This window comes from Conexibacter sp. CPCC 206217 (assembly GCF_030646165.1).
GTDB lineage: Bacteria > Actinomycetota > Thermoleophilia > Solirubrobacterales > Solirubrobacteraceae > Conexibacter.
This window is the reverse complement of record NZ_JAUTDO010000002.1, coordinates 652392-669429: the sequence shown is the minus strand read 5'-3', so window position 1 is coordinate 669429 and position 17038 is coordinate 652392. Positions and strand designations below refer to the sequence as shown.

The window sequence follows — 17038 nt, the reverse complement described above, 5'->3', positions numbered from 1 at the left end:
GCCGCCGGGGGCTTGCAATCAACCGCACGTCGGTTCTACTCCGGGCCGACGCGGCTGGCAATAGCCTTGACGGCGGTGATCTACTGGGATGTGGAATGCCAGTTCCCCACGAACAGCATCCGGTCGAGCGGCACCTGCTGCGCGACACCGCGTACGAGACGCTCTGCGACGCGATCGTGGACGGGACGCTCGCCCCGGGCGAGACGCTGCACGACCACGAGCTGTGCGCGTGGCTGGGGCTCAGCCGCACGCCGGTTCGCGGTGCGCTCGCGCGACTGGAGGACGAGGGTCTGATCGAGTGCGCGCCGCAGCGCTTCACGCGCGTGGCGCCGGTCAAGCGGGACGACGCCAGGTCGCTCTTCCAGGTGCTCGCCGGCCTCCACGCGCTCGCGACCGAGCTCGCCGTCCCGCGGCTGGAGGCGGTCGCGCAGCGCCACCTGCGCCACGAGAACGACCGCTACACCGCGGCGCTCGCGGCGCGCGACGCCGCGGCCGCATACGCCGCCGACGACCGCTTCCACCGCGTCTTCGTGACCGCCGCCGCGAACCCCGACCTGTCGCAGCTGCTCGATCGCCTCGCGCCGCGCCTGCGGCGGCTGGAGCTGCTGCACGTCGGCGCGCTGCCCGGGCGCCGCGTGCTCGCCCAGCACGAGGCGATCATCGCCCGCGCCGCCGGCGGCGACGCCCCCGGCACCGCCTCCGCCGTGCGCGAGAACTGGATCACCTGCGGCGGGCTGGTCGAGCGGGCGCTGGCGGGCTGAGCGGGCGTCTGAGTCCAACGTGCTCGACTCGCTTCACGTGCTTTCGCGCTTGGCGGAGGGTGAGGATCTGCGCGAGGCGGTCGACGGCAGTCGTCGCGGCGGCCAAGAGGTGCGTGGCGGCGTCCGCGGCTGCGCTCCGCATGGAGACAGCAGCTTCGCGCTGGGCTGCACCGTCGTCAGCGGCGGTGACCGCATCGATCTCGACACAGCGTGCTCAGAGCGACGATCGGCAGCGCGGCGCCGTGGAGACTGAACTAGACGGCCTCGTGGTCGGTGCTGACGCTGAGGTCGCGGTGGCGGGCGTCCGACTCCGCGCGGGCGCTCGCCGCCGCGGCGGCGCCTCTGACCGCGTCGCTGCCGGCCAGCAGCCGCAGCGGCGGGTCGTCCATCCGCGTCAGCTGCAGCACGAGCTGGGCGACCTTCGCCGGATCGCTGGTCGTCGCGACGCCGTCGGCGTACTGCCGCGCGCGCACGCCGACGGTCTGCTCGTACGGCGCGCTGACGGGCGGGATCGCCATCGACGCGCCGGACCAGTCGGTGCTCATGCCGCCCGGCTCCAGCACGGTGACCTTGATCCCGAGCGGCGCGACCTCTCTCGCGAGCACCTCGGAGAAGCCGCCGACCGCCCACTTCGCCGCCTGATACGCCGACAGCCCGGCCGACGCCATTCGCCCGCCGACCGAAGAGATCTGGATGATCTGACCCCCGCCCTGCTCGCGCAGCAGCGGCACGGCGGCCTTCGACAGGTTGACGACGCCGAACAGGTTCGTCTCCACCTGCGCGCGGAAGGCGTCGAGTGTGACGTCCTCGACCGCCGCGAGGTCGGCGTAGCCGGCGTTGTTGACGAGCACGTCGAGGCGGCCGAAGCGCGCGACCGCCGCGTCGACAGCGGCCTGTGCGCGGGCGGCGTCGCCGACGTCGAGCACGAACGGCGCGATCCGATCGTCGTAGCGGGCGACAAGATCGTCGAGCTGGTGCGGGTCGCGGGCGGTCGCGAGGACGCTGTCGTCCGCCTCCAGCGCTGCCGCTGTGATGTCACGGCCGAGGCCGCGACCGCTGCCGGTGATGAGCCAGACCTTCGACATGGAGCACTTCCTTTCGCACCTTCACACGGCTGGGTTCGGTGTTGAGACTGCAACACCAATGTAGCGTTTGCCGTCTCAGGTGCGACGTAGCCCGACGCCGTCGAGCAGTGAGCTGACGACGAGATCGGCCGCCGGACCGGGCTCCAGCGCCGGCAGTTCGTGTGCGGCGGCGGCCGTGGCGCGGGTCAGCAGCGTCCGCACCCATGCGGCCGGTGCGTCCGGATCGACGACGCCCGCGGCCTGCGCGCGTGCGACGAAGGCGTCCAGTCGCGCGACCATCTGGTCGCCGCGCGCGGTCGCGGCGGGATCCTCGCGCAGGGCCTGAGCGTCGACCGGCCAGCGGCGGCTGACCGCGACGGTGCCCTCGACCCAACGGTGCAGCGCGACGAGCGGCGCGGCCTGCTCCAGGCGCGCATTCGCGAAGACCTCGTCCATCGCGTCCATCTTCGCGGCGTGGATCGCGACCAGCAGCGTCTCGCGGTTGCTGAAGCGGCGGTAGACGGTGCTGCGGTCGACGCCGGCGGCGGCGGCGATCGCTCCGATCGAGGTGTTCGGCTCGCGGGCGAGCAGTTCGGCGGCCGTCTGCAGCACGGCGTCGGCGTTGCGAAGGGCGTCGGCGCGCATCCGTTCGAGTATCGCAGGGGATCAGGCGAGCTCGGCTCTGATTGCGTCTTGACTTATATAAGCCTTGACCGATATACATCGCCGATGCACGCGTTCGACGTGTTGGGCGACCCGGTGCGGCGCCGCATCCTCGAGCTGCTCGCCGACGGCGAGCGGACGTCGGGCGCGGTCAGCGTGGTCATCCAGCAGGAGTTCGGCATCACCCAGCCGGCTGTCTCGCAGCACCTGCGCGTGCTGCGCGAGAACGGCTTCGCGACGGTGCGGCCGGAGGGCGCGCGGCGGCTGTATGCCGTCGCGCCGGAGCCGCTGCGCGACGCCGACGCCTGGCTCGGCCGCTTCCGCGGCTTCTGGCAGCCGCGGCTGGACGCGCTCGCGACGGAGGTCGCGCGTGGGAAGCGGCAGCGCAGGATCCAATCCGACGAGAGGAGCAGACCGTGATCGACGTCGACCACGAGATCAGTGCAGAGCGGCGCCAGCTGGGCACCCGCGTGCTGGAGGCGGGCGAGGCGCGCGTGGCGACGATCTCGCGCAGCTACGACACGACGCTGGCGGACCTCTGGGACGCGTGCACGAACGCGGAGCGGATCCCGCGCTGGTTTCTGCCGGTCAGCGGCGAGCTGCGGCTCGGCGGCCGCTACCAGCTGGAGGGCAACGCGGGCGGGACGATCGAGCGCTGCGAGCCGCCCGAGAGCTTTGCGGCGACGTGGGAGTACGGCTCCGAGATCAGCTGGATCGAGGTCAGGCTGACGGCCGAGTCGCCCGAGCGCACGCGGCTGGAGCTGGAGCACGTCGCGCACGTCGACGACGAGCGCTGGGACCAGTTCGGCCCGGGCGCCGTCGGCGTCGGCTGGGACCTCGGGCTGATCGGCCTGTCGCTGCACCTCGCGTCCGCAGGCGAGCAGGTCGACCCGGCCGCCGTCGCGGCGTGGTCCAGCTCGCCCGAGGGCAGACGCTTCATGACGCTCAGCAGCGAGGCGTGGCGCGACGCGAGCATCGCGGCGGGGGCCGACCCGGCAGCCGCCCACGCGGCTGCCGAGCGCACGACGGCGTTCTACACGGGCGCGGAGCCGCCGGCCGGCTGAGCGGCGCGTGCGGGCGGCTGGCGCGTTGGGAGGCGCGTTGGGATCGGCGCCGAGCCGCCGGCGTCACCACGCCGTCCAGCCGCCGTCGACCTTCAGCACGTGTCCGGTCGTGCTGGCGGCGGCGTCGCAGGCGAGGTAGCGGATCGCGTGGGCGACCTCGTCGACGGTCGCGAGGCGGCCGCTCGGGAGACGCCGGTCGAGCACTTCCGCGCGGAAGGCGGGGTCGTCGAGGAACGTGCGCGTGAGCGGGGTCTCGACGAACGTGGGGGCGACCGCGTTGACGCGCACGCCGTCGCGCGCCCACTCGACCGCGAGCGCCTTCGTGAGGCCCTCGACCGCGTGCTTGGTCGCGCAGTAGGCGACGCGGCCGGGGTAGCCGACGCTGCCCATCTGCGACGACAGCGTGACGATGCTGCCCGCGGCGCCGCGCCGCAGCAGCGCGTCGCCGACCGCGCGGCAGGTCAGGAACGTCGCGCGCACGTTGACGTCGAAGAGCGCGTCCCAGTCGGCCAGCGAATAGTCGCGCGCCGGACCCGGCCGGTTCGTGCCGGCGGCGGTGACCGCCACGCGCAGGTCGCCGAGCGCCTCGGCGCGACCGACCATCCCGAGCACCTGCGCCTCGTCGGTCACGTCGGCCGCGTGCACGTGCGCGACGCCGCCGTCGGCGCGGATCCGCTCGGCGACCGCCGCCAGCTCCGCGCCCGAGCGCGCGACGCAGACGACCTCCGCGCCAGCCGCGGCGAGCGCGAGCGCCGCGCCGCGCCCGAGGCCGCGCCCCGCGCCGGTGACCAACGCGAGCCGCCCGTCGAGCGACCACGCGTCGCCTCGCCCGCGCAGCGCGGGCGAGCGGCGCACCGCAGCCGTTCGGAACTCGCCGGTGCCCGCCGGCCCGCTCTCGTCCCGCGGCGCGCCGCGGTCACGTGGCGAGCGCTCGACGCCGTCGTGCCGCGGCGCGCCCATCACGCCTCCAGTTGCCGGCGCCGCATCGTCGCGGTCAGCCCGTGGCCGAGCATCTGCTCAGCGTCGCAGATGGCCTCGATCGCCGGCGCGATCGCGCGCGTGCCGTCGTCGGTCAGCTGCTGCCAGGTGCAGGTCTTGAGGAACTTGCCGACCCACAGGCCGCCGGTGTAGCGCGCGGCGCGGGAGGTCGGCAGCACGTGGTTGGTGCCGATCCCCTTGTCGCCGTAGGCGACCGTCGCCTGCTCGCCGAGGAACAGCGAGCCGTAGTTGCGCAGCCGCTCGCGGTACAGCCCCAGCTTGACCGGGTCGACCTGGATCTCGAGGTGCTCGTTGGCGTCGTCGTTCGCCAGCGCGATCGCGTGGTCGTCGTCGGTCGCGACGGCGATCCAGCCGTGCTCGCGCCAGGCCGCGCCGGCCGTCTCCGCGGTCGGCCAGCTCTTCAGGAGGTCGTCGACGTTGGCGGCGATCGCGCGGCCGACGTCCTCGCCGATCGCGATCACGCCGGCGACGGAGGTCGGCCCGTGCTCGGCCTGGCCGAGCAGGTCGGGCCGCGACGAGGCGCGGGTCGGCGGTGCCGTCGGCGACGACCAGCACCTCGGTCGGCCCGGCCAGCAGGTCGATCCCGACGCGCCCGAACAGCTGCCGCTTCGCCTCCGCGACGTAGGCGTTGCCGGCGCCGACGAGCATGTCGACGGGCGGCAGCTCGTCGATCAGCCCGAACGCGAGCGCGGCGAGTGCCTGCACGCCGCCGAGGCAGACGACGGCGTCGGCGCCGGAGGTCCACATCGCGTACAGCATCGCGGGGTGGATCCCGCCCTCGCGCTGCGGGGGCGCGACCGCGACGACGCGCTCGACGCCGGCCGCCTTTGCGACGAGGATCGTCATGAACGACGAGGCGAGCATCGGGTAGCGGCCGCCCGGCACGTACGCGCCGACGGAGCCGACGGGGATGTGCGTGTGGCCGAGCACGACGCCCGGCAGCGGCTCGGTGCGCAGGTCGGTCAGGGTCGCCCGCTGCGCCTCGGCGAACGTGCGCACCTGCCGCTGCGCGAACGCGATGTGCTCGCGCAGCGCGGGGTCCAGCTGCGCGGCCGCGCGCTCGAACTCGTCCGCGCCGAGCACGAAGCGCTCCGGGTCCCACCCGTCCAGCTCGCGCGACCAGCGGCGGACCGCCTCGACGCCGCCCTGCTCGATGTCGGCGAGCATCAGCTCGACGCGGTCGCGGATCTCCTGCGTCGCCGCGGCCGTCGGCGGGCCGGCGGCCTTCAGGTAGGAGGGGGTGCGGGTGCGGGTGGTGGCGCTGATCATGGCGAGCGACTGTACATACGTATACGCACAGCTGCAACTCGATAGCTCAACCACATCGCAGCGGAGTCACATACGAATGTTGGAACCGGTCGGGGCAGTACGCTTGCGCCGCCGATGCGCCCCGCAACCAGCCACGACGTCGCGCGCTTGGCGGGCGTCTCGCAGCCGACCGTCTCGCGCGCGCTGCGCGACGATCCGCGCGTCTCGCAGCGGACACGCGAGCGCGTGCGGGAGGCGGCCGCCGCGCTCGGCTACGTCGCCAGCCGCCGCGGGCGCAGCCTTTCGACACGGACGACCGGGCAGGTCGCGCTCGTCACCGGCCAGCTCGCCAACCCCTTCTACAGCGAGGCGACCAAGCACCTGCACGCCGCGCTCACCGCCGCCGGCCACGGCGTCGAACTGCTGACCGAGCTGCCCGACGGGCCGCCGATCGCGGCCGAGCGCCTGCTCGACGGCGCCGTCGACGGCGTGATCTTGACGACGACCGCACTCGACTCGCGGCTGCCGCGTCAGCTGGCTGCGCGCGGGCTGCCGGTCGTGCTGTTCAACCGCGCCGTCGACGACGACGCGATCGACGTCTGCGAGAGCGACAACGCGGCCGGCGGACGGCTCGTCGCGCGGACGCTGCTGGAGCTGGGCCACCGCGAGATCGGCGCGATCTTCGGCCCGCTCGACACGAGCACCGGCCGCGACCGCGAGCTGGCCTTCCGCGCCGTGCTCGCCGACGGCGGCGTCGCGCTGGCCGACACGCGTATACGCCGCGGCCCGTTCGCGCACGCCGCGGGGCACCGCGCCTTCGGTGAGCTGTTGGCCGTCGCGCGGCCGCCGAGCGCGATCTTCTGCGCCAACGACGTGATCGCGCTCGGCGCGCTCAACGCGGCGGCGGGGTCGGGGATCGCTGTGCCGCGCGACGTGACGGTCGTCGGCTTCGACGACATCGCGCCGGCGGCGTGGGAGCTGTGCCGGCTGACGACCGTGCGGCAGGATCTCGCCGCGATGGCGAGCGCGACGGTGAGGCTGCTGGGCGAGCGGATCGCCGCGCCCGATCTGCCGGGGCGGCGTGAGCGGATCCCGGTGCGGCTGGTCCGCCGCGGCTCGCACGCAGCGCCGCCGCGCTGAGCGCAGGCTGTAAATCGCTGGCGGTGCTGCTGGCGATCGGCGGTGCCGGCCTCGTCTCGCGCCGGCTGATGCGGCGCGGCGAGGACGAAGACGGCGGCGGCCCGGCCGCCGTCCCGAAGGACGGCGGCCGGACGTTTGCCGAGGTCAGCTCTGACTGACTAGAGCTGCGCCGTCAGCGGGGCGACCTTGCGGTGCTTCAGGTTGCCCATCACGGACGCGACCCAGGGGGCGCGCTCGTGATCGTTCGCCGTACGGACGTTCTTGACGACGAGCGTCACCGTCTTCTTCTTCCACTGGTACGACACGCGCTTGCGCACGGACTTCGTGAGCTTGGCCGCCTTGACCGACTGACGGAGCTTGCGAGCGTCCTTGCGCTTGACCGTGATGTACACGTTCTTGTCGGTCTTGACGATGACTCTGACCGGACGCGACTTCACGGCCGGCAGCTTCGCCGCCGCGACGGGGGCCGCAACCGGCTTGATCTCGTCGACCGTCGGAGCCGGCTTCGCCGTGTCACGCGAGGCTGCCGACGCCGGCAGCGACGCGCCGAGCGGGTAGAGGATCGAGTTCAGCACGAGCCGCTCGTCCTGCTCCTTCCAGGAGCGGTAGAACGGGTTGAAGCCGAACACGATCGAGTGACCCGTGCCGAAGGCCGAGTCGATCACGGCCGGCGTGTTCTCCAGCTGGTTTGCGCCGAGGGCGTTGATCGAGAAGCCGTAGCTGCGCATCTCCGGCGTGCCGTCGGCGAACGAGACGGCCGCGGTGGTGCCCGCGCTCATCGTGCTTCTGTCGATGACCGGGTTGTTGTCCGACTCACGGTAGATCCAGCCGCCCTCGTCGAAGCCCCAGGCGACCGGGTTGCCAGTATCGAACGCGCCGTCGAACTCCGTGCCCGGCGTTCTCAGGCCGGCGATCGACGTGGTGTTCGTCGTCGTCACACCGGCGTTGCGCGCGGAGGTGAGGCCGCCCGCGTTGTAGCCGATCGACACGCCGCCGCTGTTGATCCACGCCTGCAGCGCGGTCGCGCCGGCACCGGCGTTGATGGTCGAGCCGGGGCTCACGAGCGCCGTGAAGTTCTGCGACGTGAGCACGCCCGCAGCGAGATCGGTCGCGGTGACCGGAACGATGCTCGACTCGGGGATGCGGTCCTTCTGCGTCAGGACGAACAGCGCCTCGCAGTACGCGGCGCTGCCGCACTGACCGTTGTTCGCCGATGTCGCCGTGCCGTTGTTGACGGCGGTGACGTCGACGTTCAGCGGGTTGGTCGGGACGGTGTTGCCGCCCGTGTAGAGACCGATCTTCGGTCTCACCATCTGCTTGTGCGCGACCGGGAAGCCGTTCAGGCCCGTGACGGTCGTGTTGCGCTTGGCGGCCAGCGCCGCCAGGTCGGTGCCACCGAGCGAGCTGGCGTCGACGAGCGCCGCGCCGCTGGCGTAGTGGACGCCGTTGGCGTCGAACGGCGCCTCGCCGCGGTAGACGTTGACCCCGCTGTTGAGCAGGTCGATGACGAAGCCGAGCGCCTCCATCGAGTCGGTGTTGAACGCGTAGACGCTGCTGGCCGCCGCGGGGACGGAGCCGAACGTGACTCTGTCGACCTCGGTCATCGGCGTGTTCGGCGGCAGCGGCACCGTCAGGTGACCGTCACCGGCGAGGCCGCGTTGCAGGCCGTACGACCACGTCACGACGTCGTAGTGGTATTCGTACGGGATGAACGGGTCCTCGCCGAGGATCGCCTGCAGCCAGTGCTTCTGCGGCTGACTCATCGGGATCCACAGCGTGCCCTTCGGCAGCACGCCCTGCTCACCGGTGCCGACCGGCATGCCGTATCTGTGGATGCCGACGGAGGCGGTGTCCTGGTCGAGGCGGTAGACCTTCACGCCGACCTCACGCAGCGCTCTCATGAGCCGCGCGACGTCGCCCTGATGCAGGTCCGGGCGGTAGTAGTACCCGCAGACGTTGCCTCTCGGCTGCTGCAGGATCGACTCATGCAGTGGCGAGACGAGCGTGTTGTCCTGCAGCTTGCACGCTTCGCCCTGCTGTCTGGCCTCTTCCCACTGCTGGACCCACTGGGTCTGCAGCGTGTTCTTCTGGTTCGCGGTCAGGTTGATCGTCGTGTCGATCGCGAGGTAGTGGTCGTAGACCTGCTTGCCGTATGCCTCGTCGGAACCCTTCTCGTACGTCATGCCGGCCGCGCCCATCAGCAGGGACGGAACCGTGTCGCCGTACTCCGGCGTGAAGAGGTCGTAGTTGTTGTAATTCTGGTAGGCGCTCGACTGGTCGTTGAACGTCTGCTGCAGCTTCGGGCCGATTCTGTTCTGTATGAAGTCCAGCGCGAATCTCGAGATCTCGTGGTGGACCGGGTCCTCGTTCGGCGGGAAGAAGTAGCCGGACCCCTGCTGGTGGGCGTCGATGAAGAAGAGGCCCGGGTACTTCGCGATCTCCGGCAGGAAGTCCGCGTTCTCGTTGTTGTTGCGGGTGCCGAAGTCACGGTTGGGGTCGAAGCCCCACGCCGTGGTGCGGGAGATCGCGTCGCGCCCGTCCGGGTTGCGGACAGGGTCGAGCGCGATGTCGAGGTTCGTCAGACGGCGCTCGTTGGCGCAGTCCAGCCGCGCGGTCAGCTCGTAGAGCTGGCGTGCGATCGCCTCGCCGGCCGCCGGCTCGCTGCCATGCGGGGTCGCGGTGACCCACGCCAGCGCCGGACGTCTGGTGACGTTCGCCAGGCCCTCGGCCTCCGAGACGTCGCCGTCGCGGACGCCGGCCCAGAAGCTGCCGTCGGCCTCGAAGTTGGCGATGTTTCTCGGCGTCGAGACAACCCAGTAGCCGAACTCGCGGCCCTCGACGCCTCTGTTGCCGAGCGCCGACTTCCACTTCACGATCTCCTTGATCGCGACGCGGTCCCTCGTCGAGCGGCCGTTGGCGTCGACCCACGTGCTGGCGTTGACCGCTGCCACGACGCCACGGAAGTAGCGGTCGAGGTTGGCGGTCGTGTTGCGGCTGCTTGACCCCGTCCCGCCGGACGCGAACGGCACTCTCGCGCCGAAGCCGGAGTTCTCCGGACGTGTGAAGAACTGATCCCACGTCGGGATCGACGGGTCGTACTCGATCGCGGCGGTGCACTGGTTCGACTCCACGTCGGCCTGCGCGACTGCCGGCAGCGCGGCGATGCCCAGCAGGCCCGCGGCGACGAGTGCCAGGGCCCTGCGGTTCAGGAAACGCGGCGACATCAGGAGAACCTCCGGCTCGTGCTGGCGGCTCTCAAGACGGCGTTGCCACCGAACTTCGCGCCCAGCGAGAATGCCCCACCGCGGCGCGGCGCCGTGATGGAACGGGTGAACGTGCAGGATCTCGTGAGACGGACCTGCTGGTTGATGATCGCTCGACCACCACGCTTGACCGTGAACGTGACATGGCCGCTGGAGCACGCCTGCTTGGCGGTGACGGCAGCGGGGCGCACGAGCGAGACCTTGATCGTGCGCTTGATCTTGCCGCCCTTGGCTCTCGCCGACTTGACGCTCGTCTTCAGTCTGGCCGCAAACTTCGGCACGGTGACCGTGGACGTCGTCTGGCCGATCGCGCCGGCAGCGTCGGTCACGATGACTCTCAGCACCTGTCTGCCGACGTCAGCACCGGTCGGCTTTACCGTGCACGCGTACGGAGCCGCTCTGATCGTGCAGACGGTGCGGGAACCGAGCATCACTACGGCCGAGGCGAAACCGCCCGGCGCCGTCGCATCGAACGTGATCTTCGTCGCATTCGACAGCGTCTTGGGCGCGTTCGTGATTCTGACAGTCGGCGCAGCGGCCGGCGGGGCCGGGGGAGCAGGCGGGGCCGGCGGGGCGGGCGGGGCGGGCGGGGCCGGGCAGACGACTCTGACGTCGGCCGTGGTGCTCGCGGTCGTCTGACCGAGCGAGTCCTGCGCCAGCGCTTCGAAGCTGCGAACGCTGTCGCAGACCGCGTCGGCCGGAACCGTGACGGTGGCGGCGTACGGGGCCGCGTTCGTGCTGGAGATCGCCGTCGCGCCGTCGTAGAACGTGACGCTTCTGACACCGAAGTCGTCGCTTGCGGCGGCCGTCAGCGTCAGCGTGGCGCCGGGCGCCACGGTCGCGTCGGTGGCGATCGACACCTCAGGAGCGGCGTCGTTGACCGGACCCGGTGCGTCCATCACGGGATATTCGCCGCCCGGGCCGTCACCGGCGGCACCAGCCTTGAACGGGAAGAAGTCGACCGAGTTGGAGGTCGTGCCCGTGCCGTCAGGCGTGGCAGTGCCGCCGACCGGGTTCTCCGGGATCGGGGGATTGTCGGTCGGCGAGATCGCCGGGCCGACGTTGGTATCTCTGTAGTAGCCGAGCCCCCACCAGTTGTTCTCCGCCGTGAAGACGTTGCCGATGCCGGGGAAGTCCGTCGCCGTCGGGACGCCCGTCTGGGTCGTCGTGCCGTCGGCTGCGAGGTTCAGGACGCCGTAGCCGTTGTCGGTGATGTTCGATGTCGTGGCCGAGGAGTAGATCGTCTGGCCGCTCTGTCTCGAGAAGCTCGTCAGCGACGCGTCCAGAAGACGAATGCCGGCACCGAGGCTGAGGTTGGCGTTGTTGGTCGCATCCGGCTGGTAGTGGGCGGGCACCTCGGGCGGGCCTCTGACTCTCGGAATCCACGGCGTGCGCACCGGCGAGCCGGTGCCGTTGACGAGGTTCTGAGAGATCAGCGATCCGCTCACCGCGACGCGGCCGCCGTTGGTGACGCGGATGCCGTCCTGGCCGAACAGCGGGCCGTCGGTCAGCAGCCCGGGGTTCGAGCAGTTGCCGTCGGCCTCGAAGTTCACGCAGGCGGTGCGACCGATGACCTGCGAGTTGGTGAGGACGACCTTGTTTCTGACGCCCGACGGGAGGAACGGCGCGATGTCGTTGATCGCGCCGTCGACGAGGATGCCGACGCGGTTGTAATGGTCGACGCGGCTGTTGCTGATCGTCAGGCGGCGCTCGCCGCCGATGCCCTCCAGCGTGGAGCTTGTGATCGCGATGCCGTAGCCGGGCATCGACGAGCGGAAGCCGCCGACGCGCGTGTACGCCGCGGAGCCTTCGGAGGTCGTGACGTTGGTGATGCGGCTGCGGTCGAGCGTGCCGAAGGCGTCGAGGTAGACGACGCCGCCGACCGACGCGATCGAACGCGATCTCGCGTCCTTGCCGTTGATCGTGATGCCGGAGATTGCAACCTCCAGCGGCGTGTCGGGCGTGCCGTTGACCGCGACGATGCTGCCGACGCCGGAGCGGACGTCAGGCGTGGCGGGCGCGAGCGTCGAGCCGGTCTGCGCCAGCGCACGGGGCGTGATCGTGACGAGATCCGCGCCAGCGCCCTTGAGCCACAGCGCCTTGTCGATCGTCAGTCCGTTCGTGCCGGGCGTGCCAGAGCCCTCGACGTACGTGCCGGGGCAGACGACGACGGCGTCCGCGAGGATGTTGCCGTTGACGTCTGTGAGCCGGTTGACAGATCTGGCAGCGTCAACCGCTGCCTGGATGGATGTGTACTGCGCGGCGGGACATTCCGCTCGGTCATCGTCGACCGTGAGCGTGGCGGCGTCGGCAGCTGACGCACTGACCAACGGGAGTGCTGCGATCGCCGCGAGGGCGATCTTCCTTCGATTGCGCAAGGCGTACCTCTAAGCAACGCGGATGGGCTCCGGGCCGGGAGGCCGGAGCTTGGGGACGAGCGATGATCGTCTCAGTTTGGAGCCCGCTCATGCAATACATCCGGCTGACTTCTCCATGTCACGATTTGGCCAAGAGGCGTTTGTTTTCACGGGTTGTGCGCCGCAAAGGCGCGTCGCTGAAGTGAAGATTGACCTCAGTGGCGCAACCGCGCTCGCCTTTGGGCCTGTTCGTGCAATGCACGCGCCGCGGGGGAGTGGCGCTTGCCCTCCCGCCAGGCGAGCGAGATGCCGTGAACCAACGACGGCTCGCGCAGCGCGGCGATCCGGACGGGCGGCCCGGGCGCGGTCGCGTCCGAGCGTGGCAGAACCGCGACGCCGAGCCCCTCGGCGACGAAGGCACGCGCCCGCGCGACCTCGCGCGTCTCGAACGCGATCCGCGGCTCGAAGCCGGCCGCGAGCGCGCTGCGGCGGACGGCGTCGCGGATCGTAGCGCCCTCGGAGAAGCCGACGAACTCTTCCTCGCGCAGCTCGCCGATCGTCAGCTGGCGGCGGTGCGCGAGGCGGTGGGCGGACGGCAGCACGACGACCAGCGGCTCGCGCGCGAGCGGGTGCAGGACGAGCCCGCGGCTCTGCTCCTGCTGCGCGAGCGAGACGAACGCGAGGTCGAGCGTGTCCGCGCGCAGTTGCTCGGCCAGCACGGTGCTGAGGTCCTCGCGCACCGCCAGTTCGACGAGCGGGAAGTCGGCGTGGAAGGCCGCCAGCAGGCGCGGCAGGTCGAACGGGCCCGGCGTCTGCGTGAGGCCGATCGTGACGCGGCCGGCGACCAGCCCGGTCAGCTGCCGCAGCTCGGCGCCGGCGTCGTCCACCTCCGCGAGGATCCGCCGCGCGCGCGCGATCAGCAGCGTGCCGGCCTCCGTCGGCGCGACACGCCGTGTCGTGCGGTCGAACAGCGCGACGCCGAGCTCGTCCTCGAGCTTGCGGATCTGCTGCGACAGCGCTGGCTGCGCGACGCGCTCGCGCGCCGCCGCGCGTGTGAAGTGACCCTCGTCGGCGAGCGCGACGAGGTAGCGCAGCTGGCGGAGTTCCATCATGAGATCTTATGAGTCTCAGACGAACTTCGTATTGGACTTCTGAATCGAGCAGGCAGATGCTGTCCGGTGCAGAGGTGTTCGACGGAGGAGATCGGTCGTGAGTGCAGAGATGCGTGCGCCGAAGGTGGCGGCATCGGCGCAGGAGGCGGTGAGGGACGTCGCCGACGGCGCGACGCTCGCGGTCGGCGGATTCGGGCTGTGCGGGATCCCGCAGGAGGCGATCGCGGCGCTGCGCGAGCTGGGCGTGGGCGACCTGACGGTCGTCAGCAACAACTGCGGCGTCGACGACTTCGGCCTGGGGATCCTCTTGGAGAACCGCCAGATCCGCAAGATGGTCTCGTCCTACGTCGGCGAGAACAAGGTCTTCGAGCGGCAGCTGCTGTCGGGCGAGCTGGAGGTCGAGCTGGTGCCGCAGGGCACGCTCGCCGAGCGGCTGCGCGCGGGCGGCGCCGGGATCCCCGCGTTCTTCACGCCGGCGGGCGTCGGGACCCCGGTCGCCGACGGCAAGGAGACGCGCGAGTTCGACGGCACGACGTACCTGATGGAGCGCGCGATCGTCGCAGACGTGGCGATCGTGCGCGCCTGGAAGGGCGACCGCCTCGGCAACCTCGTCTACCGCAAGACGGCGCGCAACTTCAATCCGCTGGCCGCGATGGCCGGCCGCGTCACGATCGCGGAGGTGGAGGAGCTGGTCGAGGTCGGCGAACTCGACGGCGACGCGATCCACACGCCCGGGGTGTTCGTGCAGCGGATCTTCCAGGCGACCGGCGAAGAGAAGCGGATCGAGCGGCTGACGCTCGCGGAGGCGACGGCATGAGCGCGACGAGCCTGACCCCGCGCGAGCGGATCATCCAGCGCGCGGCGCAGGAGATCGAGGACGGCACCGTCGTCAACCTCGGGATCGGCCTGCCGACGCTGCTGGCCGGCGCCTCCTCCGGCAGACGCGACGTGCTGCTGCAGTCCGAGAACGGGCTGCTCGGGATCGGGCCCTACCCGGCCGCCGACGCCGTCGACCCGGACCTGATCAACGCCGGCAAGGAGACCGTCACCGCCGTCTCCGGCGCCTCCTACTTCGACAGCGCGGAGTCGTTCGCGATGATCCGCGGCGGCCATGTCGACCTCGCGGTCCTCGGCGGGATGGAGGTCTCCGCCGCCGGCGACCTCGCGAACTGGACGATCCCCGGCAAGATGGTGAAGGGGATGGGCGGCGCGATGGACCTGGTCGCCGGCGCAAAGCGCACGATCGTGATCATGGACCACGTCAACAAGGCCGGCGAGTCGAAGGTGAAGGCGCAGTGCACGCTGCCGCTGACCGGCCGCGCGTGCGTCGACCGGCTGATCACCGACCTCGCCGTGTTCGACTTCGCCGACGGCGAGATGGTGCTCGTCGAGACGTCCCCGGGCGTGACGGTCGAGGCGGTTCGCGCCGCGACCGAGGCGCCGTTCCGGGTGGCGCTGGGGTAGCGCGGCCGCCGCGCGATCCAGCTCGCCGCCGCTCAGCCGTTCACGAACCCCGTGATCAGCGCGCCCAGGCGCTCCGGCTCCTGCGCCATGAAGGCGTGGCCGGCGCCGGGGAAGTGCTCGACGCGGGCGCCCGGCCAGTGCGCGGCGAGCAGTTCCGCGTTGGCCGCCGGGATGATCACGTCCTCGTCGCCGTGGGCGATCAGCACCGGCGGGGAACCGGACGGCGGCGGGGGCTGGTCGGCGGCGTGCCATGCGAGGATCGCCGTCTCCTGTGCGGCGAGCGCCGCGGGGTTCAGCTCGCCCTTCGCGGCCGCGACGAGGTCGCCGACCTGTGCGTCGATCGCGGCCGCCAGCGTCGCCGGGAACAGCAGCGCGATCACGCGCGAGGCCTGTGCCCGCGGGCTGTCGGAGTAGTCGGTCAGCCCGGCCCAGACGGCGTCGTCGGAAAGGACCGCGCCGGGGCCGCCCGGGTCGCTGCTGAGCAGCGCGAGCGCGCTGACGCGCGTGGGGGCGAGCGTGACGACGCGCTGCGCGATGAAGCTGCCCATCGACCAGCCGACGAGCGGCGCGCGCTCGATCTCCAGCGCGTCGAGCAGCGCGATCACGTCGGCCGCGAGCGCCTCGATCGTGATCGCCTCGCCCGTGCCCAGCTGCGAGGCGCCGATGCCGCGATGGTCGGGGCAGATCACGCGGAACGAGCGGGCGAGCGTGCCGAGGAAGACCGGGTCCCAGTCACGCGCGCTGCCGGCGTAGCCGTTGAGCAGCAGCAGCGGAGGTCCGTCGCCGACGGCGCGCCACCCGTAGCGGCGCCCGTCGAGCATGATCGCGTGGGTCGCCTCGGGCTCGTTCATGGGCGCGAGGCTATCGGGCGCGCATCCGCTCGGCCAACGCCCTCGCATCGTCGAGTGAGTCGAGCGCCAGCTCCGCGCGCAGCGCGCCGCCGCGGCGGCGGATCGTTACGGTCGCGCCCAGCAGCTCGCTCAGCTCGTCGGCGATCGCGCGCGTCTCGCTGTCCGCGCTCGGGTCCGGCACGGTCGCCGCGGCCGGCCCCAAACCCGTGTCCGACGCCGCGGCCGCCCGCACCGCCGCCGCGCGTGCGCGGCGCTCCAGCTCGCGCACCGAGACGGCGTTGCGGACCGCGTGGGCGGCGAGCCGGATGCGCGCCTCGCGCGTCGGCGCCATCAGCAGCGCGCGGCCGTGGCCGGCGCTCAGCTGGCGGCGCTCGATCGCTTCGAGCGCCTCGGCGGGCAGATCCAGCAGCCGCAGCAGGTTCGCGATCGTCTGGCGGCTGCGGCCCGTGCGCAGGCCGACCTCCTCCTGCGTCAAGCCCAGCTCCTCCACCAGCGCGGCGCAGGCGCGCGCGTCCTCGATCGGGCTCAGCTGCGCCCGCGCGACGTTCTCGACCAGCGCGACCTCGAGCGCGGCGGCATCGTCGTGCGCGCGGACGATCGCCGGGATCGTCGCCAGGCCGGCCAGCTGCGCCGCCCGCCAACGGCGCTCGCCGGCGACCAGCTCGTAGGTTCCCTCGTGCGCCGGGCGCACCAGCACCGGCTGCAGGACGCCGTGCGCGCGCACGGTCGCGGCCAGCCGCTCCAACTCGGCGGCGTCGATCGTGTGCCGCGGCTGCCGCCGGTTCGGGCGCACCAGCTCGACCGGGACCCTGCGCAGCTCGGCGTCGTCGCCGGTGCTGCCGGCGGCGGCGAAGATCGCCGCCAGTCCGCGACTCATCGCGAGCGGGGCCGGGGGGTTGAATGAATTGCGCATCATTCTCGTGTCCGTTTGCCAATTCGCCTGCCGATGTAGAAAACCTCCAATCGGGTGCAGCTTTTCGTGTGGCAGCCGTTCGGAGGCTGCAGCGGACCGATGGCCTACGCGGTACCGCGTAGGCCACGCGCACGGGCCG

Annotated in this window: 16 protein-coding genes and 1 pseudogene; 7 read left to right on the top strand and 10 right to left on the bottom strand. The window is 71.8% G+C overall.

Annotation, left to right across the window (positions count from 1 at the left end; all coding sequences use genetic code 11):
• Positions 1-95 precede the first annotated feature (95 nt).
• The gene (locus Q7L65_RS07775; RefSeq protein ID WP_304720058.1) at positions 96-761 is read left to right on the top strand and encodes a GntR family transcriptional regulator; all 666 of its coding nucleotides are present in this window, start codon (positions 96-98) and stop codon (positions 759-761) included.
• A gap of 254 nt (positions 762-1015) precedes the next feature.
• On the opposite strand, the gene Q7L65_RS07770 is transcribed toward Q7L65_RS07775, so the two are convergent.
• Both Q7L65_RS07770 and Q7L65_RS07765 read right to left on the bottom strand, forming a co-directional pair.
• On the bottom strand, positions 1016-1846 hold the full coding sequence (locus Q7L65_RS07770; RefSeq protein WP_304720056.1) for an SDR family NAD(P)-dependent oxidoreductase: 831 nt from the start codon (positions 1844-1846) through the stop codon (positions 1016-1018).
• Between the two features lie 75 nt (positions 1847-1921).
• The gene (locus tag Q7L65_RS07765; protein ID WP_304720054.1) at positions 1922-2470 is read right to left on the bottom strand and encodes a TetR/AcrR family transcriptional regulator; all 549 of its coding nucleotides are present in this window, start codon (positions 2468-2470) and stop codon (positions 1922-1924) included.
• A gap of 84 nt (positions 2471-2554) precedes the next feature.
• Here Q7L65_RS07765 and Q7L65_RS07760 point away from each other — a divergent pair, with 84 nt between their 5' ends.
• Both Q7L65_RS07760 and Q7L65_RS07755 read left to right on the top strand, forming a co-directional pair.
• On the top strand, positions 2555-2908 hold the full coding sequence (locus tag Q7L65_RS07760) for a helix-turn-helix transcriptional regulator (RefSeq protein WP_304720052.1): 354 nt from the start codon (positions 2555-2557) through the stop codon (positions 2906-2908).
• Entirely contained in the window at positions 2905-3552 is a 648-nt protein-coding gene (locus Q7L65_RS07755; protein ID WP_304720049.1) for an SRPBCC family protein, read from the top strand. The genes Q7L65_RS07760 and Q7L65_RS07755 overlap by 4 nt, the downstream gene beginning before the upstream one ends.
• Positions 3553-3615: 63 nt before the next feature.
• Here Q7L65_RS07755 and Q7L65_RS07750 read toward each other — a convergent pair whose 3' ends face one another.
• From Q7L65_RS07750 to Q7L65_RS27700, 3 genes and pseudogenes are all read right to left on the bottom strand, one after another.
• Positions 3616-4512, bottom strand: a complete 897-nt coding sequence (locus Q7L65_RS07750) for an SDR family NAD(P)-dependent oxidoreductase (RefSeq protein ID WP_304720047.1) — start codon at positions 4510-4512, stop codon at positions 3616-3618.
• The gene (locus Q7L65_RS07745; RefSeq protein ID WP_304720045.1) at positions 4512-5012 is read right to left on the bottom strand and encodes a histidinol dehydrogenase; all 501 of its coding nucleotides are present in this window, start codon (positions 5010-5012) and stop codon (positions 4512-4514) included. The genes Q7L65_RS07750 and Q7L65_RS07745 overlap by 1 nt, the downstream gene beginning before the upstream one ends.
• A 106-nt stretch (positions 5013-5118) precedes the next feature.
• A pseudogene (locus tag Q7L65_RS27700) lies at positions 5119-5718 on the bottom strand (histidinol dehydrogenase); the annotation flags it as partial.
• A gap of 216 nt (positions 5719-5934) precedes the next feature.
• Here Q7L65_RS27700 and Q7L65_RS07735 point away from each other — a divergent pair.
• Both Q7L65_RS07735 and Q7L65_RS07730 read left to right on the top strand, forming a co-directional pair.
• A complete protein-coding gene (locus Q7L65_RS07735; protein ID WP_304720042.1) occupies positions 5935-6939 on the top strand; it encodes a LacI family DNA-binding transcriptional regulator in 1005 nt (334 codons plus the stop codon).
• A gap of 23 nt (positions 6940-6962) precedes the next feature.
• Entirely contained in the window at positions 6963-7097 is a 135-nt protein-coding gene (locus tag Q7L65_RS07730) for a hypothetical protein (protein WP_304720040.1), read from the top strand.
• Here Q7L65_RS07730 and Q7L65_RS07725 read toward each other — a convergent pair whose 3' ends face one another.
• The 3 genes from Q7L65_RS07725 to Q7L65_RS07715 form a co-directional block, all read right to left on the bottom strand.
• Positions 7098-10163 carry a M14 family zinc carboxypeptidase gene (locus Q7L65_RS07725; protein ID WP_304720038.1) on the bottom strand — a complete coding sequence of 1022 codons (3066 nt, stop codon included), beginning with the start codon at positions 10161-10163 and terminating at the stop codon, positions 7098-7100.
• A complete protein-coding gene (locus Q7L65_RS07720; RefSeq protein ID WP_304720036.1) occupies positions 10163-12532 on the bottom strand; it encodes an Ig-like domain-containing protein in 2370 nt (789 codons plus the stop codon). The genes Q7L65_RS07725 and Q7L65_RS07720 overlap by 1 nt, the downstream gene beginning before the upstream one ends.
• A 242-nt stretch (positions 12533-12774) precedes the next feature.
• The gene (locus tag Q7L65_RS07715; protein ID WP_304720034.1) at positions 12775-13668 is read right to left on the bottom strand and encodes a LysR family transcriptional regulator; all 894 of its coding nucleotides are present in this window, start codon (positions 13666-13668) and stop codon (positions 12775-12777) included.
• Between the two features lie 112 nt (positions 13669-13780).
• On the opposite strand from Q7L65_RS07715, the gene Q7L65_RS07710 reads away from it, so the two are divergent.
• Positions 13781-14488, top strand: coding sequence for a CoA transferase subunit A (locus Q7L65_RS07710; RefSeq protein ID WP_370552532.1), 708 nt, complete (start codon positions 13781-13783; stop codon positions 14486-14488).
• Positions 14485-15135 carry a 3-oxoacid CoA-transferase subunit B gene (locus tag Q7L65_RS07705; protein WP_304720031.1) on the top strand — a complete coding sequence of 217 codons (651 nt, stop codon included), beginning with the start codon at positions 14485-14487 and terminating at the stop codon, positions 15133-15135. Before Q7L65_RS07710 ends, Q7L65_RS07705 begins: the two co-directional genes overlap by 4 nt.
• A 32-nt stretch (positions 15136-15167) precedes the next feature.
• On the opposite strand, the gene Q7L65_RS07700 is transcribed toward Q7L65_RS07705, so the two are convergent.
• Positions 15168-15986: an alpha/beta fold hydrolase gene (locus Q7L65_RS07700; RefSeq protein ID WP_304720030.1), complete on the bottom strand. Its 819-nt coding sequence runs from the start codon at positions 15984-15986 to the stop codon at positions 15168-15170.
• A 10-nt stretch (positions 15987-15996) separates the two neighbouring features.
• Positions 15997-16902, bottom strand: a complete 906-nt coding sequence (locus tag Q7L65_RS07695; RefSeq protein ID WP_304720028.1) for a ParB/RepB/Spo0J family partition protein — start codon at positions 16900-16902, stop codon at positions 15997-15999.
• Positions 16903-17038: the final 136 nt, after the last annotated feature.